The 21469-nt window shown below is 30.9% G+C and carries 22 protein-coding genes; 14 read left to right on the top strand and 8 right to left on the bottom strand.

Annotated features, from left to right (window positions below):
- Nucleotides 1-154: 154 nt before the first annotated feature.
- The gene (locus tag J2Z44_RS19955) at nt 155-1003 is read right to left on the bottom strand and encodes a CAP domain-containing protein (protein WP_021281799.1); all 849 of its coding nucleotides are present in this window, start codon (nt 1001-1003) and stop codon (nt 155-157) included.
- Nucleotides 1004-1627: 624 nt separating this feature from the next.
- Between J2Z44_RS19955 and J2Z44_RS19950 the strand changes: the two genes are divergently transcribed.
- Together J2Z44_RS19950 and J2Z44_RS19945 are read left to right on the top strand one after the other, a co-directional pair.
- Entirely contained in the window at nt 1628-2422 is a 795-nt protein-coding gene (locus tag J2Z44_RS19950) for a CPBP family intramembrane glutamic endopeptidase (protein ID WP_209650000.1), read from the top strand.
- A gap of 335 nt (nt 2423-2757) precedes the next feature.
- Complete coding sequence (locus tag J2Z44_RS19945) at nt 2758-3288, top strand: CD3072 family TudS-related putative desulfidase (RefSeq protein WP_209649999.1); 531 nt, start codon at nt 2758-2760, stop codon at nt 3286-3288.
- Nucleotides 3289-3439: 151 nt separating this feature from the next.
- On the opposite strand, the gene J2Z44_RS19940 is transcribed toward J2Z44_RS19945, so the two are convergent.
- The 5 genes from J2Z44_RS19940 to J2Z44_RS19920 form a co-directional block, all read right to left on the bottom strand.
- Nucleotides 3440-4759, bottom strand: a complete 1320-nt coding sequence (locus tag J2Z44_RS19940) for an ABC transporter substrate-binding protein (protein ID WP_021281796.1) — start codon at nt 4757-4759, stop codon at nt 3440-3442.
- A gap of 26 nt (nt 4760-4785) precedes the next feature.
- Nucleotides 4786-5607 carry a carbohydrate ABC transporter permease gene (locus J2Z44_RS19935; RefSeq protein WP_021281795.1) on the bottom strand — a complete coding sequence of 274 codons (822 nt, stop codon included), beginning with the start codon at nt 5605-5607 and terminating at the stop codon, nt 4786-4788.
- Between the two features lie 11 nt (nt 5608-5618).
- Nucleotides 5619-6488, bottom strand: a complete 870-nt coding sequence (locus tag J2Z44_RS19930; protein WP_021281794.1) for a carbohydrate ABC transporter permease — start codon at nt 6486-6488, stop codon at nt 5619-5621.
- Nucleotides 6489-6493: 5 nt separating this feature from the next.
- Nucleotides 6494-7498: an ABC transporter ATP-binding protein gene (locus tag J2Z44_RS19925; RefSeq protein ID WP_021281793.1), complete on the bottom strand. Its 1005-nt coding sequence runs from the start codon at nt 7496-7498 to the stop codon at nt 6494-6496.
- A 460-nt stretch (nt 7499-7958) separates the two neighbouring features.
- Nucleotides 7959-8924 (bottom strand): CAP domain-containing protein, encoded by a 966-nt coding sequence (locus J2Z44_RS19920; protein ID WP_209649998.1) that lies wholly within the window; start codon nt 8922-8924, stop codon nt 7959-7961.
- Nucleotides 8925-9569: 645 nt separating this feature from the next.
- On the opposite strand from J2Z44_RS19920, the gene J2Z44_RS19915 reads away from it, so the two are divergent.
- The 4 genes from J2Z44_RS19915 (at nt 9570) to J2Z44_RS19900 (ending at nt 12872) form a co-directional block, all read left to right on the top strand.
- Nucleotides 9570-10178 carry a class I SAM-dependent methyltransferase gene (locus J2Z44_RS19915; protein ID WP_021282597.1) on the top strand — a complete coding sequence of 203 codons (609 nt, stop codon included), beginning with the start codon at nt 9570-9572 and terminating at the stop codon, nt 10176-10178.
- Between the two features lie 92 nt (nt 10179-10270).
- Nucleotides 10271-10867 carry a phosphoribosylglycinamide formyltransferase gene (gene purN, locus J2Z44_RS19910; RefSeq protein ID WP_021282598.1) on the top strand — a complete coding sequence of 199 codons (597 nt, stop codon included), beginning with the start codon at nt 10271-10273 and terminating at the stop codon, nt 10865-10867.
- Between the two features lie 174 nt (nt 10868-11041).
- Complete coding sequence (locus J2Z44_RS19905; protein ID WP_021282599.1) at nt 11042-11923, top strand: aminoglycoside phosphotransferase family protein; 882 nt, start codon at nt 11042-11044, stop codon at nt 11921-11923.
- A 175-nt stretch (nt 11924-12098) separates the two neighbouring features.
- Complete coding sequence (locus tag J2Z44_RS19900) at nt 12099-12872, top strand: alpha/beta fold hydrolase (protein WP_021282600.1); 774 nt, start codon at nt 12099-12101, stop codon at nt 12870-12872.
- Between the two features lie 321 nt (nt 12873-13193).
- Here J2Z44_RS19900 and J2Z44_RS19895 read toward each other — a convergent pair whose 3' ends face one another.
- Entirely contained in the window at nt 13194-14042 is an 849-nt protein-coding gene (locus J2Z44_RS19895; protein ID WP_209649997.1) for a CAP domain-containing protein, read from the bottom strand.
- A gap of 558 nt (nt 14043-14600) precedes the next feature.
- On the opposite strand from J2Z44_RS19895, the gene J2Z44_RS19890 reads away from it, so the two are divergent.
- The 5 genes from J2Z44_RS19890 to J2Z44_RS19870 all read left to right on the top strand — a co-directional run bounded on the left by J2Z44_RS19890 (nt 14601) and on the right by J2Z44_RS19870 (nt 17696).
- Nucleotides 14601-15311: an HAD family hydrolase gene (locus tag J2Z44_RS19890; protein ID WP_021283093.1), complete on the top strand. Its 711-nt coding sequence runs from the start codon at nt 14601-14603 to the stop codon at nt 15309-15311.
- Nucleotides 15312-15364: 53 nt separating this feature from the next.
- Nucleotides 15365-15781: a 2-thiouracil desulfurase family protein gene (locus tag J2Z44_RS19885; RefSeq protein WP_021283092.1), complete on the top strand. Its 417-nt coding sequence runs from the start codon at nt 15365-15367 to the stop codon at nt 15779-15781.
- Nucleotides 15782-15888: 107 nt separating this feature from the next.
- Nucleotides 15889-16263 (top strand): hypothetical protein, encoded by a 375-nt coding sequence (locus J2Z44_RS19880; RefSeq protein WP_021283091.1) that lies wholly within the window; start codon nt 15889-15891, stop codon nt 16261-16263.
- Nucleotides 16264-16341: 78 nt separating this feature from the next.
- Complete coding sequence (locus J2Z44_RS19875) at nt 16342-16893, top strand: hypothetical protein (RefSeq protein ID WP_021283090.1); 552 nt, start codon at nt 16342-16344, stop codon at nt 16891-16893.
- Between the two features lie 65 nt (nt 16894-16958).
- On the top strand, nt 16959-17696 hold the full coding sequence (locus J2Z44_RS19870) for an alpha/beta fold hydrolase (RefSeq protein WP_021283089.1): 738 nt from the start codon (nt 16959-16961) through the stop codon (nt 17694-17696).
- 143 nt (nt 17697-17839) lie between these two features.
- On the opposite strand, the gene J2Z44_RS19865 is transcribed toward J2Z44_RS19870, so the two are convergent.
- A complete protein-coding gene (locus J2Z44_RS19865; protein WP_021283088.1) occupies nt 17840-18367 on the bottom strand; it encodes a CPBP family glutamic-type intramembrane protease in 528 nt (175 codons plus the stop codon).
- A gap of 786 nt (nt 18368-19153) precedes the next feature.
- On the opposite strand from J2Z44_RS19865, the gene J2Z44_RS19855 reads away from it, so the two are divergent.
- From J2Z44_RS19855 to J2Z44_RS19845, 3 genes are all read left to right on the top strand, one after another.
- The gene (locus tag J2Z44_RS19855; RefSeq protein ID WP_161624460.1) at nt 19154-20017 is read left to right on the top strand and encodes an alpha/beta hydrolase; all 864 of its coding nucleotides are present in this window, start codon (nt 19154-19156) and stop codon (nt 20015-20017) included.
- 49 nt (nt 20018-20066) lie between these two features.
- Nucleotides 20067-20567 carry a GNAT family N-acetyltransferase gene (locus J2Z44_RS19850; protein ID WP_021283085.1) on the top strand — a complete coding sequence of 167 codons (501 nt, stop codon included), beginning with the start codon at nt 20067-20069 and terminating at the stop codon, nt 20565-20567.
- Between the two features lie 126 nt (nt 20568-20693).
- Complete coding sequence (locus tag J2Z44_RS19845) at nt 20694-21335, top strand: HD domain-containing protein (protein WP_209649996.1); 642 nt, start codon at nt 20694-20696, stop codon at nt 21333-21335.
- The last annotated feature ends 134 nt before the right edge of the window (nt 21336-21469 follow it).

Here is a 21469-nt window from a genome sequence, read left to right as displayed (position 1 = left end):
CAAAAGCGCAAAATTAATGATAGGGCTTTAGAGGTAATTAATTCCTTAATTCACTTAGATGAAGTAAGTTAATTTTGTTGTAAAGTGGTGTTATAAGGTTTCACCTATCTAATTTTATTAATTACTAAATTAAACTTATTTAAGCAACTAGAAATTAGTTTGTTGAGAAGTGTTGTGTAGCATAAGCATAGTTACCTTGGCTGCTAAACACTACTCCAGCAGACATTTTAGTCCAGTTAGCATTTAAGATGTTAGCTCTGTGTCCTGGAGAGTTCATCCACTGATCAACTAGGTATTTAGCTGTAGTAGTTCCCTCTGGGTAACCTTGGCTATAGAATATATTTTCACCATATCCATTTGAGTTATATTTAAAGTACTTAGTAGCTAAATCCATTGGGCTAGCATTATTTAGAGATGGTGTATTATGCTCAAAGTAGTTGTATTGAAGCATGTTGTTAGATTTATATCTAGCAATTGGTCTCATGTTTTCTTCCCAAGTTAATGGATTAAGTCCTGCTTTCGCTCTTTCCTGATTAACATAAGTTAGAATTTCTTTTTCAACTGTATCTAGGTATATAAAGCTCTTGTTGTTTGGGTTAGCTGGCACACCACTTGGCACTGTAGTACTTGGTGTTGTAGCTGGCGTTTCAACCTTTGGAGCTTCTGTTTTTGGTTCTTCCTTAACTGGAGTTTCTACTTTTGGTGCCTCAACTTTAGGTTGCTGAGTCACTGGAGCTTCAACCTTAGGTTGCTCCTTAACTGGAACTTCAGTTTTTGGAGTTTCTGTTTGTGGACTTGTTACAGTTGAAGCATTACTAGAATTTGAAGAAGAATTTATAGTTTGTCCACTATTTTGTGGATTAGTAGTTTGTTTTTGAACTATTTGCTGTGTAGGAAACTTAGGTACTTGAGTTTTATTAGTAGCTGTACCTGCAGCTCCAGTAGCCGCACTTCCTGCAGTAAATAGAGATAAAGTTAAAGCTAATAATTTATTTGTTATCATATATCAACAACTCCTTATTTTTTATTTTGCTGCTATAATTTCTATTACTAAATATCTATTAAGAGTGGTTACTACAACAATCTACTCCTAATTAATTAGATATTCTTGAATATAAATTATATAGATACTTGGGGGTATCTCTAACACTCAGTGGTGTTTTGTAGCTTTTATTGCTTCAGTACCTTGTCGATGAACATATCTTAACATGGGTCAAAAGCTAAAACAACCCCTGTCCAATGCTTTCATAATAAGGGTAAGATTATCCAACTAAGATTTTATTATTAAGATAACAGTTTTATAAAGCCTAAAATCGATAACTTGCTTGTACTAATGAATTATGAAAATTCCTAAATCGAAGGGGGAGGAGGTAAGTGTGTGTATCTTTAGTGTACATTCAGCTACAGAGCATAATACTCCCTTTTCAAGAACAAGTAGTTAAAAGTTATAGGTATATTTTTACATAAATTGTATGATAAAATGATATTAGTAGATATTGGTTAATTGTAAAACTGGGAAATAATAGTTGAACTATTGATATTTCCTAATGGAAATAAGTAATGAAGTAAGTGCAATTTAAAGGAAGAGGAGGATTTACAAAACTATAATATTTTTGTGGGAGGATATATGGATAAACGAATAACAATTAACTATTTAATTGGAACATTTTTGATGACTTTCATTATGTGGGGAACTATTATTATTGCAAATCAATTTGGATATCTCCAATACGGTACACCTATAGCCATGATATTATATGTAATTGGGGGTAATGCACCTCCAATTGTAGCATATGCAGTGTTAAGGAAAGGTAATAAAATAAAAACTATTAAGCACTTTGCAAAAGAGGCATTTTCAATCAAAGAGAAACCAAGATTTTATTTGGTGCTAATAGTTTTTATATCTCTGTATTTTGGAGTTCCTGCGGTTACGCAAGGTATAGTACATGGGGCAGAATTTTATGTTGGACTTTTATGCATTCCACTTATGATTTTGTTTGGCGGATTAGAAGAACTTGGGTGGCGATATATTTTACAGACATCATTAGAAAAACAACTTCCTTTTGGAATGGCAACTTCACTTACAGCATGCATCTGGGCAGTATGGCATCTACCTTTATTTTTTATTAAAGGAACAGTGCAAAGCAGCGGAAGTTTCGGACTATTTTTCATTATGGTATTCGGAATGTCATTTGCATTAGCAACTATATTATATATCAGTAAAAGTATATGGCTGTGTATTCTTTTTCACAGTATGATAAATGCATTGTCGTCAACGTGGATTATTCAGGATATTATAGAAGTAAAACTTTATACCACTATATCCATGATTCTTTTAGCAACTTTAATTATTAGATATTATAAAAAGAAAAAAGATAAGGACATTCATATCAAATTAATTGCTTCTAAAACTGTTGAATAAAATGGAATAGTTAATTATTTAATCTATTATATATGTATATTAATTATTATGTTGGAGGGCATTATGGAAAATAAGCTTATTAAGGAAACAGCAATATGAATTATATAAGGGTTTTATTATTAGAATTTTAAATGCTTTTTCTTAATAGCATAGTTCTTATTGATAATTATAGTAAAGTACCTCTAAAGATTCTATGATTTAAATATATATAGGGAATCAAAGTCAAGACATAACTTATAGATTGAACTTTTCTTGGTTCCCTTAAGAAGTTCTAAACATGAATAAAATTAGTTTTTATCATGGAAGTCTATATGATGATATATTTGGAGGTTTATATGAGAAGAGGTAAGAAGCTTTGTTTAGTTTGCCATTGCATTCTTAATGGCAATTCAAAAGTAGGGGGCTCATGCAAGTACGAGGGAGCAAATGTGGAGGTTGTTAAAGCCTTAATGGATAGAGGCTATGGCATAATTCAACTACCATGTCCTGAAAATACCATATATGGAATTAGGCGTTGGGGTCATGTAAAGGAACAGTTTGATAATAATTTCTATAGAAAAGTTTCAAGAGATTTACTTAATCCTATAGTAGATGAGATTCAGGATTATATAAATGATGGATATACACTAGAGCATATAGTTGGCGTCTTTGGAAGTCCAAGCTGTGGGGTTTATCACACTTGTTCTTCTGCGTTATGGTATGGAGAATTGAGTAAAAATGAGAATTTAAGCGATACACTAAAAACTGTAAACTGTGTTGATGGATCTGGAGTTTTTATAGAAGAATTAATTAATATAATTGAAGAAAGAAACATAGACACTAAATTTGTAGAAGTAAGAGAAAGTAACATTCTCCCACAATGGTAAATTTATAAGTTATAGGTAAAAGTATTTTTAAAAGTAAACAGTGGCTTTAATAGTTTTTGCAAGGATAAGTTTTCCATTAGATTGCACAGTTAATTTGATTTTAAGAAGCAGAAAACCTTAGGTGCTGAATTTTCAGTACCTAAGGTTTTTATTAGTTGCTTCTAGCTTCTTGCATTGCTTTTTCGCCCTTTTCTTGAGCAGCTTTTAAAGCATCTTCAACTGTTTTCTTATTTTGGAATACTTGTTCTAACTCTTTTCCAAGTTCATTAAGAGCTGGAATTGTTCCTACTTGTCTTGCACCGATATATCCTTTATCTAAAGTTTTTAAAGGAATTTCTTTAACTGGGTGCTCCTTTAAGAAGGCTTTATAAGTTTCGCTTTCAGAGGCAGATTTCCTCACTGGCATATAGCCTGTCTGCATTGAGAAGTATGAAGTGTTTTCAGTGTTTGTTAAGAATTTAGTGTAAAGCCATGCAGCAAGTTTTTGCTCTGGAGTACTTGTGTTAAACATAGCAACATTTGTACCATAGTAAAGTTGAACATCTTTTTTATATGTTGGTAGTGGTGCTGCAAACCATTTTGATTTCATTCCTTGTTCTAAATAAGGAATTGCTGAAGTAGAAGCAATGCACATTGCAGCTTTACCTTTAATCAAAGTGTTGTTAGCATTTTTGTCTTCACCAGCTAAAGTCGCTGTTTTCCCTTTTATCATGCTGCTTATAAATTCTACAGCATCTTTAGTTTCAGGAGTATTAAAATTTATTTTATCAGCTTTCTCATCAATAATTTCTCCACCAGCTTGTTGTACAAAGATACTAAAGTCAGTAGAGATGTTATTTTCTAGAGCTAATCCATAAACTTCAGGATTGCCGTCACTGTTGCTATCTATAGTTAATTTTCCAGTAGCTTGTTTAAGTTCGTCCCAAGTTTTTGGAACTGCTACTCCTTTTTCTTTTAACATATCTTCGTTATAATAAAGAACCATTTCACTTTTATTTAAAGGAAAGGAGTAATTACCGTCTCCGAAAATACCGTCATCTAAGAACATTTTTGGAATATCTTCTTTATCTTCTTTAGTAAGCCCAACATTCTTGTCTTCCATGTAAGGGTTTAAGTTTTCCGCTAAACCTTTGTCTATGTACCAAGATAACCTGTTATTATAAATTTGAGTCATAGTTGGTAGGGTGTTACTCTTAGCAGCTCCCATGAGTTTTTCAAATAATTCTGTGTAGCCACCTTGGTAAACTAAGTTTACTTTTATTTTTGGATTTTTATCCTGAAAGTCCTTTGTGATTTTAGTTAGTGCTTCTTCATTGACACCTTTCATTGAGTGCCAAAAGTTAATTTCTACATTTTCTTTTATTTCAGTAGCTATGGCTGGAGCTTTACTTTCTGCAGGCTTAGTGCCACAAGCAACTAAAGAGGAGGCCATAACCCCAGCTAATAGAACTGATAATAGTCTTTTTTTCATTTTTCATTTCTCCTTTTTATCTAGATTTATCCTTTAATTCCACTTCTACTTACACCATTAATGATGTACTTAGAAAGAAATATATAAATAATTAACGTTGGTAAGATAACTATGGTTGAAGCCGCCATAAGTAAGTGATAATCTATTCCAGCTTCACTAGTATAGTTAGCAAGCATAGTTGGAAGAGTTCTCATTTTTTCTGAATTTGTGACCACCAGAGGCCACATAAAAGCATTCCAGCTATTAATGATCTTTAAAATAGCCACTGTGACAATGGCTGGAGTTGAAAGTGGAATCATGATTTTAACCAAATATTTAAAATCACTGCAATTGTCAACTTTGGCAGCATAGTATAGCTCCTTGGGTATGCCTAAGAAATATTGCCTTAAGAAAAAGATGGCAAATACGCTGGTACACCAAGGGAGAATTAGTGCCTTATAAGTATTAATCCATCCAAGTTTGCTTAGAAGAACAAAATTTGGAATTACTAAAACTTCGTCTGGAACCATCATGGTTGCTAAAAGTAGAGTAAATATAATTTCCTTGCCTTTAAACTCAAATTGAGAAAAGGCAAAAGCAGCTAAAATTGTAGTAATTAATTCTCCAATAGTAATTGAAACTGTGATAATTATGCTGTTTAAAAAATATCTTTTAAACATTGGAATCTTCAATACTTCAAGGAAGTTTTCCCATCTTAACTTTTTAGGCAATATTACAGGAGAATTTGTAAAGATCTCATCTGGAGCTTTAAGAGCAGTTAGAATCATCCATACAAAAGGAAGCAGGATGAATACAGCACCTATAATTAAAACAATATAAATACTTAAGTCCTTCAGTTTTTTATTCATAGCCAAGCCTCCTAATAGTGAACTTTTTTCTTGCCAGCAAAAAGCTGAATAAGAGTAAAAATTAGGATTATGATAAAGAGTACAAAGGCCGCTGATGAAGCAATTGCAAACTGCCAATTCATATAAAACTTATTAAATACATAGTAAACAATAGTGAGCCCACTCTGAAGAGGACCAGGTTTTTGATCATAAAATACAAAGACTTCATCAAAAATCTTAAAACCTCCAATTACAGAAGTAATAGCTAGAAAATAAATAATTGGCGAAAGAAGAGGCACTGTGATGCTTTTAAATCTTTGAAATTTATTAGCACCATCAATCATTGCCGCATTGTAGTACTTATCATCAATGGTTTGTAGTCCCGCAAGGATTATAATGATTTTATAGCCTAACCCTTTCCATACATTTAAAAGAATCAATAAGGGAAGAGTAAGATTACTGTTTGAAAGATATGCTTGAGGACTAATACCAATTAACCCTATTAGAATATTTGCAAGCCCCATATCTCTACTAAAGATCCATTTCCAAACCACAGAAATAGCAACTGTAGAAGTAACGAAGGGAATAAAGTAAATTGTTCTGAAAAAATTTTTAAATTTTATGTTAGAGTTTAAAATCAATGCAAATATAAGAGCTATTCCAATTGATAAGGGGACAGATATAATCACATAAAGAAAGGTATTCTTTAGAGCTAAATAAAATTCTGGATCCTTAAGAACATAAGCATAGTTGTCCAGGCCTCTTTTATAAACAATATCCTTTATATAGTCAAATTTAGTATAAAAACTCATGGCTAACACCTTAAATACAGGATATATTTGAAATAAAATGATGATTATTAAGCTTGGCAAAAGATAAAGAAAAGCTTTTTTATTTCTCATAATATCTACTCCTGAAAATAATGGATACTTTTAAAAGTCAAGGCCACTTTATCACCTAATTTTAAGGTTGAATGACTTGACACTACAGCTTTTAAATCCAAACTATCTAAGGAAAGTTTAAGATAAAGCTCCTTACCCATGGGTTGTATTTCTTTAATAATTCCTGTTATATCAGAAGAGTTTTCTTTATCAGCTAGCTTAATTTCAATATCTTCAGGACGAATACCAACTGTTTTATGTTTTAAATCTAAATTACAATTAAGTTTTTCCATATGAGATTTTTCAGTTATTAGGTTTATCTTAGGATTTCCAAGGAAAGAGGCTACAAATACTGAATTTGGATTTTTGTAAAGATCAAATGGCGTTGAAAATTGAACAGCTTTTCCTTCATTCATCACTAAAATTCTATCGGAAATACTCATAGCTTCTTCTTGATCATGGGTTACAAACAAGGTAGTAATCCCAGTTTTTTTATGAAGCTCTTTAATTTCCTCTCTCATTTCAATTCTTAAGCCTGCATCAAGATTAGAAAAAGGTTCGTCCATTAAAAGAACCTTAGGATTTTTAATTATAGCTCGTCCAATTGCTACTCGTTGCTGTTGACCGCCAGAGAGTTCTTTGGGTTTTCTATTTAGTAATTCTTCGCATTTTATTAATTTGCCTATTTCTATTGCTCTTTCTAGAGCTTGTTTCTTTTTAACACCCATGATTTTTAAAGGAAACATTAAATTTTCTGCTACTGTCATGTGAGGATACAAAGAATAGTTTTGAAAAACCATTCCAATGTTCCGTTCCTCTATTTTTATTGGAGTAATTTTTTCATCATCAAAGTAAATATCACCACTTGTAGGGCCATAAATACCTGAGATGGTATAAAGTAGGGTACTTTTACCACAACCGCTGGGACCTAAAATTGTGATAAACTCACCATCATTTATAGTTATATTTAATTTATCAACTGCTGTAACAGAACCATACTGTTTTGTTAAATTATCTATTCTTATCTTCATATAATCACCAACATAAAATTTATAAGATGAAAAATTGCTATATTAAAACTCACAATATAGCAACTCTTAAACCAGAGTTCATAATAGCACAAAAGTAAATGTGTTACCAATAGTTATAAGTTATAGAAGATTTTTCAATTATATAAATTCATAATAGATCGGTGATTATGTAATATAATACATAAAGAGGATTGAATTATATTAAAGTTCTCTTGATTAATCCTCTACTTCTCTTTTACTAACTCTACAGTTAGCATAATTTCATGCTAATAAACATTTCTTTAACCTTTAATACTTCATAAAAATTTATAATAAATCATGATTTTACTAGTTATTATAAGTTAACAACAAAAAGAGACAACCAATTTTGGTTGTCTCCAATTTATTATAACAAAATTAGAAGGTATTATCTGCCTAATTCTATTAATTACTAAATTAAACTTATTTAAATAACTAGGAATTAGTTTGTTGAGAAGTGTTGTGTAGCATAAGCATAGTTACCTTGGCTGCTAAACACTACCCCTGCAGACATTTTAGTCCAGTTAGCATTTAAGATGTTAGCTCTGTGTCCTGGAGAGTTCATCCACTGATCAACTAGGTATTTAGCTGTAGTAGTTCCTTCTGGGTAACCTTGGCTATAGAATATATTTTCACCATAACTATTAGTGTTATATTTAAAGTATTTAGTAGCTAAATCCATTGGGCTAGCATTATTTAGAGATGGTGTGTTGTGCTCAAAGTAGTTATATTGAAGCATGTTATTAGATTTATATCTAGCTATTGGTCTCATGTTTTCTTCCCAAGTTAACGGCTTAAGTCCTGCTTTAGTTCTTTCCTGGTTAACATAAGTTAGAATTTCTTTTTCAACTGTATCTAGATATACAAAGCTCTTATTGTTTGGATTAGCTGGCACACCACTTGGCACTGTAGTACTTGGTGTTGTAGCTGGCGATTCAACTTTTGGAGCTTCTGTTTTTGGTTCTTCCTTAACAGGGGTTTCTACTGTTGGTGCCTCTATTACTGGAGCTTCAACCTTTGGCTCGTCTACAACTGGAGTTTCAGTTTTAGAATTATCTATTACAGGAACTTCAGTTTTTGGTGTTTCTACAGTTGTATTATCATTTGTTACTGGGGTTTCTTTTACTGAGTTTTCTTCATCAGAAACTACAGAATTTTCATTAGGTAATTGAACTTGTATTGGTGCTATACTGTCACAAGAATTTTTAAGATTTAAAGGTAAATTTATAGTTTGTCCACCATTTTGTGGATTAGAAATCTGCTTTTGAACTACTGCTGTAGTCGGAAATTTAGGTAACTCTATATTCTTAGCAGCTGTTCCAGCTGTGTTTCCAAGAACTGCTCCTGTTGCTGGACCTCCTGCAGTACATAATGAAAGAATTAAAGCTAATATTTTATTAGTTATCATATATCAACAACTCCTTATTTTTTATTTTGCTGCTTATTTCCTTGGGGGTATGTGTAACTCCTTGTGGCAATCAGTAGCTTTTATTTCGTAAGTAGCCTTGCTGATGAACATATCTTAACATGGGATAAAAACTAAAACAACCCCTGTCCAAGGGTTTCATAATAGGGGCAAGATTATCCAACTAAGCTTTTTATATTTCTTTATAAACTATAAAAAGCTAAAAACAAATAACATACTTGCGTAAATAAATTATTAAAATCTTCAAATCAAAGGGGGCAGGGAAGCTGATTCATATAACTGTGAGTTCTTCCAAGAATATTTAGCTATGGAACATAATAATTTCACTTGAGATACAAGCAATTAGAAGTTAAGGTATATTATTACAGTAATTATATGGTAAAATAGTCTTGATTGAAGAATCAAGAGTGCAAAGTATTATTGAAATAGGTGATGTATCTAGATAGTAAATTATGAGGATATCACAATAGTTTTGGGAGGTAAGTATAGTTTAGATGTTTATCTTTTTTATAAAACAGAGAAGTTAAAAGCATATAATATTTAAAATGCAATATTATTGATAGATTTATTAATCACAGAAGTGAAGAATAGGTTGTTGTACAATAATTTATACCATGGGGGCGGTAAGTGGTGAAAACTTTTGAAGATAAATCAAGAAAAAGTTACAATGAAAAAGCTAATGATTATGATAAAACCTTTGATGGAAAGTTTACAGCAAAATTTAAAGAACTTTTATTAAAGGAAATTACAATGGAGAATAATAGCAGCGTTTTAGATGTTGGTTGTGGGAATGGAACATTTCTTAAAATGTTGGCAAATAATTATAATATTGAAGGGTATGGCATTGATATTTCAGAAAAGATGATTGAAAATGCAAAAAAAAGCTGTCCAAGTATGACATTTGAAGTAAGTGGTTGTGAATATACACCCTTTAAAAATCAAATGTTTCATGCGGTGACTGTTTGTGCTTCATATCACCACTTCCCAGATACAAAAGCTTTTGCTAAAGAAGTAAGCCGAATATTAAAACCAAAAGGGGTGGTTTATATCTCGGAGATATACTTTCCATTAATTATTAGAGCAATTGTTAATCCATTTGTACTATTGTCAAAAGCAGGTGATGTAAAGTTTTATTCTCCAAAAGAAATTCAAGGTAATTTTGAAGAATATGGCTTTGAGAAAGTGGATTTTAAGAGAGAAGGGCACATTCAAGTTATTGTATTTAGAAAACTATAAAGGCAAGAGAGTTTTGGAACTAACTTTATTTATTTTTAAAGCTTTAGATTTAAGGTGTTACATATAATTTTAACTAATAGGGGGGACTAGCTATGAATATAGCAGTATTTGCATCTCATGGAGGTTCTGATTTACAAGCTATTATTGATGGTTGCAAATCAGGAAAGGTAAATTCAAAGGTTAAGCTAGTAATTAGCAATAATTCAAATTCTATGGCATTACAAAGAGCTGAAAATGAAGGGATATTAGGATACCATATTAGCCAAAAGGTAATTCCTGATAATGGTAAATTAGATAATAAAATACTAAGTATTTTAGATGAAAATGAAATTGATATGATTTTTCTAGCTGGTTACTTAAAAATGTTGGGAACTTCAGTTTTACAAAAATACTCTAATAGAATATTCAATATTCATCCTGCATTACTTCCTAAGTATGGAGGAAAGGGAATGTATGGCATGAATGTACATAAGGCTGTAATAGAAGCAAGGGAGAAAATATCTGGAGTAACTATCCATAGAGTAAATGAAAAATATGATAGTGGAGAAATCGTTGCACAAGCAGAAGTACCAGTAATGCCAAATGATACACCAGAAGAATTAGCTGCTAGAGTTTTAGAAAGGGAACATTCTTTTTTAATTGAAGTGGTTAATGATATTATCAGTGGAAATATAAAATTAGGAGAATGATTTTATTATTTGCAAGGGGAACAGGAAAACGATAAAAGATAGTTCAATAGAATGTTGAAGTCAGCTAGATATGAACCAAATGAATTATCAATGGTACAAGGCAAGTGTTTATAAGAATTAGCAGAGCTATAACATAGCTTGAGAAATGTAATAAGATTTTAAATGGGGGTATTTATGATTTGTGAATTAGCATTGCCAAAATTTTTGGCTGAAGCTAACCTAAAAGTTAATAGCTTAAATAGAATTGGTGCTGGTGATGATAGTGAGGTTTATTTATGTAATAAGGAATATATTATAAAAGTACCTAAAAGGGAAAAGGTTAAAGAGACGCAAGATAAAGAATTTGCGCTGTATGATTTTTTATCCAGGTGTAATTTACCCTTTGAAACACCTAAACCAATATTAAGTGGTGAGAACTTCAAGGTGACTACATACATTAAGGGACAGCACTTATCTTATGATGATTACCAATCCTTAAGTGAAAAAGAAAAGAATTTACTAGCTATGGATGAGGCAAATTTTCTTAAAGCACTGCACTCCATTAGCATTGATTTACGGAATCCATTGTTTAAGGGTAGAGTTCAGGATAAAAAACAAGAATATCTAAAAGATAAAGAAAAACTTGCTAATATATTAAGAGAGATGAATTTATTAAATGATAAGGTAAAAGAATTAATAAGTAGTATATATTCTAAATTATTTAGCAGTGATTTCTTATTTAATTATTCACCCTGCTTAGTGCACAATGATTTTAGTTCTCGAAATATGGTTTTCAATAATAGTAGATTAGTTGGGGTTATTGATTTTGGAGATTTCTTGGTAGGGGACCCTGACAACGACTTTTTATGTTTGCTAGACAGCAGCACAGATGATTTTGGCAAGGAGTTTGGGAGAAAAGTCTTAAAATTTTATGGACATCCTCAGCCTCTGCTTGCTGAAAAGAAAGCAGAAATTAATGACTCATATTGGCCTATACAACAGATTATTTTAGGAGATGAACGTGACGATTCTGAAATGCTGAAAATGGGGATTAAAGAGCTGTTAGCTATTAAATAAAGAATTACCAATTTAGTTGTGTGAAGGATGTACAGTAAACTAAACAAGTAAAATTATAAGTTAAAAGGAGTAAGTTGGTGAGATGAAAGGATCAAGTTATGGGAATGAGCCAACACTTTATGGTTCTATCAAGAAAATAGCGATTATTTTTCATAGATGAAGGAGAGAAGCTAAGATGGATACAAGATATATTATTTCAAGTGACGGAGCAAAGATTGCTTATAGTGTAGCTGGTAAAGGACCTGCATTGTTATTGGCACATGGAGGTGCAGGACGTTATAATAGGAAGTTATGGAATGACACTAATTGGGTTAAAAATTTAAGTGAAAAGTTTTTCTTAATAATGCCAGATATAAGGGGATATGGTGATAGCGATAAATCTGAAGATCCTAGTTTTTATTCAATAGAAAATATAATGGAGGATTTTAACAATATATTAAAAGATTGCAATATAGAATCTTACTATTATTTTGGGTGGTCATATGGGGCAACAATAGGTTTTCAGGTGTTAAAAAACAACAATAAAATAAAGAAAGCTGTATGTGCAGGTAGCTGTTTGGGGGATTATTTTTTCAAATTTGTTGCACCAAAGATGATAGATAAATTTGAAAAATTTAATTATCACAAGAGAATAAATTCCCTAGATGAACTAGATTTAACATTTGAGGATAAGTTGTGGATTAAGGAAACAAACTTGGAAATATTGATAGCTCAATATAAAGCATGGGAAGAGTGGCCCTGCATTATGCCGGTGGATATTCATACTAAGTTAGCTATTTATTCTGGGACAAACGATAATTGTGAATTGCTAGAACAACTAAATTTTCAAAAAGAAGAGCTAAATAAGCATAACATAAACTTAGAAATATTTAATAATCTAGATCATTATGAGCTAATAAGCAATGTTGATGTGGTATTACCTTGGGTGCTAAAACAATTTAATGAATAACTTTAGTGTTACTAACCTTAGAGGCTTATAATGAAATTGTTGTAACTATTTAGGAGAATAGTAAAAATACAGATGAAAGCAAAAGTGGATACATGACAGTTGCAACTTGAATAAGCTACATTTAGATTACAATTGAATTTTTATTGTAATAGGTAATAGTTCTTGAAAATTAATGTTAATTATTTTTCACTAGTTATTATAAGTTAACAACAAAAGGAGACAACCAATCTTGGTTGCCTCTTTTTACTATAACTAAATTAGAAGGTTTTAACTGCCTAATTTTATTAATTACTAATTTAAACTTATTTTAACAACTAGGAATTAGTTTGTTGAGAAGTGTTGTGTAGCATAAGCATAGTTACCTTGGCTGCTAAACACTACCCCTGCAGACATTTTAGTCCAGTTAGCATTTAAGATGTTAGCTCTGTGTCCTGGAGAGTTCATCCACTGATCAACTAGGTATTTAGCTGTAGTAGTTCCCTCTGGGTAACCTTGGCTATAGAATATATTTTCACCATATCCATTTGAGCTATATTTAAAGTACTTAGTAGCTAAATCCATTGGGCTAGCATTATTTAGAGATGGTGTATTATGCTCAAAGTAGTTATATTGAAGCATGTTATTAGATTTATATCTAGCTATTGGTCTCATGTTTTCTTCCCAAGTTAACGGATTAAGTCCTGCTTTAGCTCTTTCCTGGTTAACATAAGTTAGAATTTCTTTTTCCACTGAATCTAGGTATACAAAGCTCTTATTATTTGGGTTAGCTGGCACACCACTTGGCACTGTAGCACTTGGTGTTGTAGCTGGTGTTTCAACTTTTGGAGCCTCTGTTTTTGGTTCTTCCTTAACTGGAGTTTCTATCTTTGGTGCCTCAACTTTAGGTTGCTGAGTCACTGGAGCTTCAACCTTAGGTTGCTCCTTAACTGGAACTTCAGTTTTTGGAGTTTCTGTTTGTGGCTTTGTTACCGTTGAAGTATTACTAGAATTTGAAGATGAATTTATAGTTTGTCCACTATTTTGTGGATTAGTAGTTTGTTTTTGAACTATTTGCTGTGTAGGAAACTTTGGCACTTGAGTTTTATTAGTAGCTGTACTAGCTGCTCCTGTAGCCGCGCTTCCTGCGGTAAATAGAGATAAAGTTAAAGCTAATAATTTATTTGTTATCATATATCAACAACTCCTTATTTTTTATTTTGCTCCTATAATTTTTATTACTAAATATCTATTAGGAATGGTTGCTACAACAATCTACTCCTAATTAATTAGATACTCGTGAATATAAATTATATAGATACTTGGGGGTATCTCTAACACTCAGTGGTGTTTTGTAGCTTTTATTTCTTCAGTGCCTTGCTGATGAACATATCTTAACATGGGACAAAAGCTAAAACAACCCCTGTCCAAAGGTTTCATAATAAGGGATAGATTATCCAATTAAGCTTTTTCTATTTACTTACAAATTATAAAAAGCTAAAAACAAGTAACCTATTTCTATTAGCGGATTAGTAGAATATTTAAATCAAAGGGGACAGGGAAGATGGGTCATATATCTGTGAGTTCTTGCTGTAACATTTAGCAACAGAGCATAATACTTTCACTTGAGATATAAGTAATTAGAAGTTAAGGTGTATTATTACAGTAATTATATGGTAAAATAGTACTGGTGAAGACTGGGCAATTATAAAACCTAGTTATCAAAACAACCTGATGGTTAGGAGGGGTTTTATGGCAAAAGCTAAAGTTATTGTCTTTGATTTATTTGAGACAATACTTCATGATATTAAATTTGATTTTAATTCTGGTTTATTGTATCTACATGAAAATATTTTATCAAAAGATACTGATAAAGTTGAATTTCTACATTATGCTTCTACATATTGGAAAGGACTTTATGATAAAAGAAGTGAGGATAATTCAGAATTGGCATTTGAGGACGAACTTTTAGATTTTAAAAATAAATATGGTTTTAAAGTGAATTCTTCAGTAGAAGAAATTTTATTTAATTGTGCAATTGAAATGAATGCTACTGAATTGTTTAATGACACTATTTCTACTTTAGAGCAACTTAATTTGTTAGGAATTCCAATTTATTTACTAAGCAATTCTATATTTAAAAGGAATGAAATGAAAAAATTCATTAATCAATATGATTTAGAAAAGTATTTTGTTAATATACATTTTAGCGCAGATTATAAATTAAGGAAGCCACATAAAGATTTATTTAAAGTTGTATTTGATGATATTAAAAAAGCTGATACCACCGTGGAAAAGGGACAAGTATACTTTGTTGGTGATAACTTTGAAGCAGATGTTCTAGGGGCTGAAAGTTTTGGATTCACACCTGTTTTTATAAATCGTAAACATAATAGTGATACTAATAAGAAGAATTTTATTGAGATTAAATCCCTAAGTGAATTGCTAGAAATAATTAAATAAAGTTTCGACTTATAGAATTGAAGATAAAATAGGAATTTGAAGAGGTGTTAGATATGAAAGTATTAGTTAGTGCATGCATTATAGGATGCAACTGTAAGTATAATGGTGGAAATAGCTTAAATCCAAGAGTGGTAGAATTCTTAAAGGGCAAAGAAATAATTGAAGTTTGCCCAGAAATATTAGGAGGAATGAGTATTCCAAGAGCTTCTTCGGAAATAGTAAATGGATGTGTTACTGAATGTAATGGTAGAGTTGTTCATAAAGAGTATGAACAAGGAATTAAATTGGCATTAGAAAAAATAAAGGATGAGAATATTGATTTAGCAATTCTGCAATCAAGAAGTCCAACTTGTGGAGTTAATCAAATCTATGATGGTAGCTTTTCGGGAAAACTAATCAAAGGGAGAGGCTTATTTGCTGAAGCATTGATTGAAAATGGCTATAAAGTAATTGATTCAGAAGATGTGTAAATAGTTACATAGAAGGCTTCAATTGTTTATATTTAATAAATAAAATTTAAGTAACAATGATATTTAACTTTTGTACAAAGCATAATATTGAAGGGGTGGAGCTTAGGATGAGCAAAGGGAGCATAAATTCAAAGAAGATTTTAATAGGTATTTTTGTTATTACTTTTACCATGTTATCATATTTTAAGTTTTATACTCTTCAAGTTTCTTTTAATAATGACCCAACAGTAGCTATTGTAAGAACAAAAGATATTCAATTATTAAGTAACACATATAAAATCACTAACAGTAATTTACCCTATAATTGGTATGATGATTATGGGTTTAAATTTTTATATGCAGATGAAATGGGGCATATGTGGCAAAAGCTTTATTCATTTATAATAATTCTGTGGTGGATAGCTCTAATATATATACTGGTCATAGGGATAATAACTGTGATTCAGGAGCTTGGGAGTAGAACAATGAAAATAAGAGATTAGTTTGTTTCAATTGGGAATAGTAGCAAGAAGTTTTATGTAAGTAGTAAAGGAAACTAGGGAAGTGAGAGGGTAAAGAGGATGAGTAGTTCTTTAAATAATAAAAGATTAAGGATTAACTTATTAATTTTGCTACTAATTAGAGGCGCTTTATTATTCTTGAATAAGGTTTTTTCTCTATATGTTTTAATTTTTAGTATTAATCAAAATCCAATTAATTTAATATTAAATGCTTTGATTATCATATCTATCTTAAGGTTAATAAACCCAAGATTAAATAGGACTTTAAAGAGCTTAGTCAATTTTATAGCAAGTACATTTATCACAATGAGTTTATTATTTTCATTAATTTTCAATACTCAGCCTAGCTACTTTTATTTTCCTTCACCTAATTCTTCAAAAACACTAGTAGTAAAAGAGGGAGCTTTTTTTAAGGGCGGAATTATTAGATTTTATGAAAGAAAAGGATTAATACTAGTAAAGGATTTAAAGGTTGTTGAATCTACTGATGATAATTATAGACCATTTTCAAGTAATTCCTATGGATTAACTTGGATAAGCAATGACTCTGTTGAAGTTACCTATGGCTATGGTGAAGGAGTATATAAAAATGTTTCAATTGAGCTGGACTAATGGTATATAAAAAGTGAAGTTAATATCATGGTAGTTCAGATTTAGGATGTAGTTAGGGGGATTTTATGTTTCTAGAAATTAACAAAATGAAACCATTGAACATATATGTAAATTGTTGTGGGTGCGGAGCTCCAACAGTTGTATTTGAGTCAGGATTAGGATGTACACAGGATGATTGGAAGGTGGTGCAAAATCAAATTTCTAAACATACGAGTACATTTTCTTACGATAGGCTAGGCCTTGGAAATAGTGATGCAGATAATTCCTCAAGAACTAGCTTAGACCAAGTACATGAGTTACATACTGTTTTAAGTAAAGCAAAGGTTAAAGGCCCTTATATCTTGGTTGCTCATTCAATTGGGGGTTATAATACAAGGATATTTGCAGCTACATACCCTAAAGAAGTGGCAGGTATTATATTCGTTGATTGTTCTCACGAAAATCAGTTTGAAGATAGGGTGAAGCGCTGTACTTCAAAAGAAATAGAAGTATTTAAAAGACAATTGATTGATGAAGAGCAAAATTTTGAGGAACTATTAATTAGTGGCAAGCAAGTAAAAGAGGCAAGAAAAAAGGATGTATTGAGGAATATTCCAATAATCGTCCTTACAGCGGATCATAAAGGTGAAGAATCATCTGTGATTACGGAAGAAATTTGGAGAAGTTATCAAAAGGACTTAGCAACCTTATCAAATTATAGTAAACACATTATTGTAGAGGATTGTGGTCATTACATACAGAAGGACAAGCCACAGGTAGTAATTAATGCAATAAAAGAGATGATTAATGGAGTGAGTAAATAGGCGGACAGGAATATGAATTGAAGAAAGAAGAGGATATTGTTGTTAGAAATAATTATGATATATGTATAGGTTACACTAAGGACTAAAAATCCAGTATAAAACTGTTTATACTGGATTTTTTATCAAAGAATTACTTAGGGTTTCTATAGGCCTAAGTAATGATCAATTACAATAGCTAGTGAATTATTTAGTGCATGTACAAGAAAAGTGTATAATATAGCCTTCATTTTAGTATTTGTCTTACTATAATATAGTACATAAGTATAACTCAATATGACACCAAATAATCCTGATCTTAATCCATAAAATATGCTCCAAGATATGCTGGAATTCTTTGTGTTTAAATAATGTATAAAGCCAAAAATTAGACTAGAGCATATTATTGAAATTATTTTTAGCCTTTTTGTTTCAGAAAAACAAAAAAATATGCTGATAATAAAACTTTGAAATATGATAGTTTCAATAAAGGGACCTACAATTCCTACTGTAATAAGTAAATTATAAATATTTGCAGTACTAGTAATTGAATCTTTATTGAAGTCAGATGGCATTGGTAAAATTCCATTTGCTATGACTATAATAACTATTGATATAAGTAATTGGGGAATAGTTGCCATAAAAATAAATTTAGGCACAGAAATATTTGATAGATAATTATGTAATTTTCTCATATGTAATCTCTCTTTCTGTTTTCTTATGTTAAAAGAAGTAGTGGTATAACATCCATAAATGGGTTTTATTATGGTCAACCACTTTAACTCATTGAGTAACCTTTATAAAGCTATAGTGAGGTATAAAATGGATAGAAAAAATATTGATATAGGGAAATAGAGTTAAGACTTAACTTATACATGAAGATGACTTGAATTAGATACAACAAACTAAAGTATAAATAAAATACTTAATAATTTCAAGTAATGGAATTATTAAGCATTTTAAGCAAGTAGGCGATTTACAACTAAAGTTTAAATTGGAGTACTGGTTGTAAATTGTCTTTATTTTTTGTTTATAGAAATAATAAAAGATTCTAGGTATATTTTTACATTACCAACATGGTAAAATATAATTTATAAGGAATTTATTAACTATAAAAGTTTATAAAATAGATTCATTGATTTTAAAAGTTTTAGATTAAAGGGTTGAGTAAGTGAACAATAACCTAAACTGCGTCCATGGGAACGGAAAATATCAGTTTCTATGCACTAGATAAAAATATTATCTATTTTAGAAGTTTTAACAAATAAATAAGTTTTGAAATTTAATATTGACCATGATAAATGGTAATTTGTAGTTGAAATAAATAGGGGGTTAATGGATTGATATGGAGCCAATATGGGAAAAACTTTATAAAGAAGCTATGAATGTAATAAATCCACATGAAGTCTCGAGTACTATGTGGGTTGGAGGTGTCGCTTCATAAGATACTTTAGTAAGAAAGGAAAGGGGCTATGATTGAAATGGATTTAGAATATAAAATTTTGGGTAAAGGAAAAACAGTGCTTGTTATAGAAACAGGCATAGGGGGCTCATTTTATGATTGGTATTCTATTGTGGAAGATTTAAAAGAGGATTTTACTGTTGTTTTGTACCATAGATGTGGATATGGGAAAAGCCAAACTCCTAAAACGCCAAGAACAACAAAAAATATTGCAGAAGAATTAAATTGTCTTTTAGAAAGCATAGGAATAAAAGAGAGATTTATTTTAATGGGACATTCTTTTGGAGGGCTGTGTGTACAGCACTATGCAAAAATGTACCCGTATAAATTAAAAGGTATTGTATTACTTGACTCTACTTCCTTCAATTACAAACAATTGTACATGCTTCATACACCTGTGATGAATTCTCTCATTGAAATAGATAAAATGGTAGAGAGTAATATTGATTCTTCAAAGAAATCAAAGGAAGAATTAAGGCAGCAAAATAGAAGTATAATTTCGGCTTATGAAAATCTTATAAGTGATGAAGATATGAAAGCTGTAGAAGAGTTTTTTACAAGCGCAATGCTTCACAAAACTATTGCAGAGGAATTTGAAAATTGGCATATAGATAGTAATGAAATTAGGAGTATTCCTGAATTTCCTAATATCCCTCTAATAGTCATAGCAAGGGATAATAAGGTAGCAGAAAAAGAGTGGATAAAATACAATATTCTAGAGAAAGAGGCAATTTTATATGAAGATCAGTGGCGCAAACTACAAATTGAGTTATCTAGGCTTTCAGAGCAAGGAAGATTAGTAATTGCTGAAAATAGTGAGCATGAAATCTATTTGGAAAGACCAGATATAGTAATTAATAGTTTAAAAACATTAATATCTTAATTTTATTTAAGCTATAAAAAGTAGTAATTTGTAGAGGGGAAAATCATTGGTGAAAGTAGAATTTAGTGTTGCAGAGGAAAAAGAGTTACAAGAAATAATTAATATATTTAATGATGCAATTGAAGAGATGAACAAACATAATATTTTGCAATGGGATGAAGTATACCCAGATAAAAATACCATTGAAAATGATATTAGAAATAAAGAGCTTTATGTTGGTAAGATTCATAGTGAAATAGCTTGCGTATATGCTGTAAATGATGAATGCCATGAAGAGTATATTAATGGAAATTGGAAATATCCAAAGGCAACTTATGCTGTAATTCATAGAATGTGTGTAAATCCTAAATTTCAAAACCAGGGAATAGGAATATTAACTTTAAATCATATTTCAGAGAAGTTAAAAAGTGAAGGTGTAGAAACTATACGACTTGATGCTTTTTCACTAAACCCATTTGCCTTAAAAATGTATTATAAAAATGGCTACGTGAAAGTAGGAGAGGCAAATTGGAGAAAAGGGAAATTTTATCTTATGGAGAAGAAGCTTTGAAGCAAGGACTAAATTATCATAGGAATTTATATTTAAAGTCAACTAATTAATTAGGGCATACTTGTAAATTTTTGTAAAGCAACAGTAAATTACGTAATAAACTCAACTAAAGGGGGATGTACATATATGAAAGAATGTTATGAACAAGGAGTGCCAAGCATAGAAGATGCCAAACTATTATTAAAGGAAGCAGAAATTCTATTTCCAGGTCCATGGGTGCAACATTCAATTTTTACTGCTGAAGCAGCAAAACTAATAGCAGAGAATTGTGAGGAATTGGATTCAGAGGTGGCTTATATATTGGGAATGCTTCATGATTTTGGAAGGAGAGATAGCCCTAAATATGGGAGAAAAACTATGGTACATTTGTTAGGTGGTTATAATTACTCTAAAAAACTAGGCTATGATTTATTAGCAAAGATTTGTATAACTCATTCTTGTCCAACTAAAAGTATTTATGATATTGATGATGTTGTAAATAAAAACTGCACTGATGAAGAATATAAGTTTGTTGAAGACTATTTTAATAAAGTTGAATATAATGATTATGATAAATTAATACAATTGTGTGATGCATTAGCATTGCATAATGGTTTTACTCTGATAGAAAAAAGACTGATTGATGTTGCCCTGCGACATGGAGTGAATGAATATAATGTTCCTAAATGGAAAGCCTTCATGGAACTAAAAAATTATTTTGAGGAAAAAATGGGCAAATCTATATACAGCATATTACCAGGTGTTATTGAGAATACTTTTAATTTATGAAAGTAAATTTTCTATCAAGAATATACTACTTTAATTCGGAGTATGAATAGATTTGTATTCGGATGTTGAGCCAACAAAAACTAGCACCATAAGATTATAACTTTCATGATGCCAGTCGCTACCGCTGCTCAATG

Origin of the sequence: Clostridium punense (assembly GCF_017874425.1) — a bacterium.
GTDB lineage: Bacteria > Bacillota > Clostridia > Clostridiales > Clostridiaceae > Clostridium_J > Clostridium_J punense.
This window is presented reverse-complemented; position numbering and strand designations above follow the sequence as displayed.

What these genes read in the sequence shown, in the direction of transcription:
- J2Z44_RS19935 (WP_021281795.1), bottom strand. Translation starts at nt 5,607, where the DNA reads ATGAATAAAAAACTGAAGGACTTAAGTATTTATATTGTTTTAATTATA.
- J2Z44_RS19865 (WP_021283088.1), bottom strand. Translation starts at nt 18,367, where the DNA reads ATGAGAAAATTACATAATTATCTATCAAATATTTCTGTGCCTAAATTT.
- J2Z44_RS19945 (WP_209649999.1), top strand. Translation starts at nt 2,758, where the DNA reads ATGAGAAGAGGTAAGAAGCTTTGTTTAGTTTGCCATTGCATTCTTAAT.
- J2Z44_RS19920 (WP_209649998.1), bottom strand. Translation starts at nt 8,924, where the DNA reads ATGATAACTAATAAAATATTAGCTTTAATTCTTTCATTATGTACTGCA.
- J2Z44_RS19895 (WP_209649997.1), bottom strand. Translation starts at nt 14,042, where the DNA reads ATGATAACAAATAAATTATTAGCTTTAACTTTATCTCTATTTACCGCA.
- J2Z44_RS19880 (WP_021283091.1), top strand. Translation starts at nt 15,889, where the DNA reads ATGAGCAAAGGGAGCATAAATTCAAAGAAGATTTTAATAGGTATTTTT.
- J2Z44_RS19870 (WP_021283089.1), top strand. Translation starts at nt 16,959, where the DNA reads ATGTTTCTAGAAATTAACAAAATGAAACCATTGAACATATATGTAAAT.
- J2Z44_RS19890 (WP_021283093.1), top strand. Translation starts at nt 14,601, where the DNA reads ATGGCAAAAGCTAAAGTTATTGTCTTTGATTTATTTGAGACAATACTT.
- J2Z44_RS19900 (WP_021282600.1), top strand. Translation starts at nt 12,099, where the DNA reads ATGGATACAAGATATATTATTTCAAGTGACGGAGCAAAGATTGCTTAT.
- J2Z44_RS19885 (WP_021283092.1), top strand. Translation starts at nt 15,365, where the DNA reads ATGAAAGTATTAGTTAGTGCATGCATTATAGGATGCAACTGTAAGTAT.
- J2Z44_RS19940 (WP_021281796.1), bottom strand. Translation starts at nt 4,759, where the DNA reads ATGAAAAAAAGACTATTATCAGTTCTATTAGCTGGGGTTATGGCCTCC.
- J2Z44_RS19925 (WP_021281793.1), bottom strand. Translation starts at nt 7,498, where the DNA reads ATGAAGATAAGAATAGATAATTTAACAAAACAGTATGGTTCTGTTACA.
- J2Z44_RS19950 (WP_209650000.1), top strand. Translation starts at nt 1,628, where the DNA reads ATGGATAAACGAATAACAATTAACTATTTAATTGGAACATTTTTGATG.
- J2Z44_RS19855 (WP_161624460.1), top strand. Translation starts at nt 19,154, where the DNA reads ATGGATTTAGAATATAAAATTTTGGGTAAAGGAAAAACAGTGCTTGTT.
- J2Z44_RS19845 (WP_209649996.1), top strand. Translation starts at nt 20,694, where the DNA reads ATGAAAGAATGTTATGAACAAGGAGTGCCAAGCATAGAAGATGCCAAA.
- J2Z44_RS19875 (WP_021283090.1), top strand. Translation starts at nt 16,342, where the DNA reads ATGAGTAGTTCTTTAAATAATAAAAGATTAAGGATTAACTTATTAATT.
- J2Z44_RS19930 (WP_021281794.1), bottom strand. Translation starts at nt 6,488, where the DNA reads ATGAGAAATAAAAAAGCTTTTCTTTATCTTTTGCCAAGCTTAATAATC.
- J2Z44_RS19905 (WP_021282599.1), top strand. Translation starts at nt 11,042, where the DNA reads ATGATTTGTGAATTAGCATTGCCAAAATTTTTGGCTGAAGCTAACCTA.
- purN (WP_021282598.1), top strand. Translation starts at nt 10,271, where the DNA reads ATGAATATAGCAGTATTTGCATCTCATGGAGGTTCTGATTTACAAGCT.
- J2Z44_RS19955 (WP_021281799.1), bottom strand. Translation starts at nt 1,003, where the DNA reads ATGATAACAAATAAATTATTAGCTTTAACTTTATCTCTATTTACTGCA.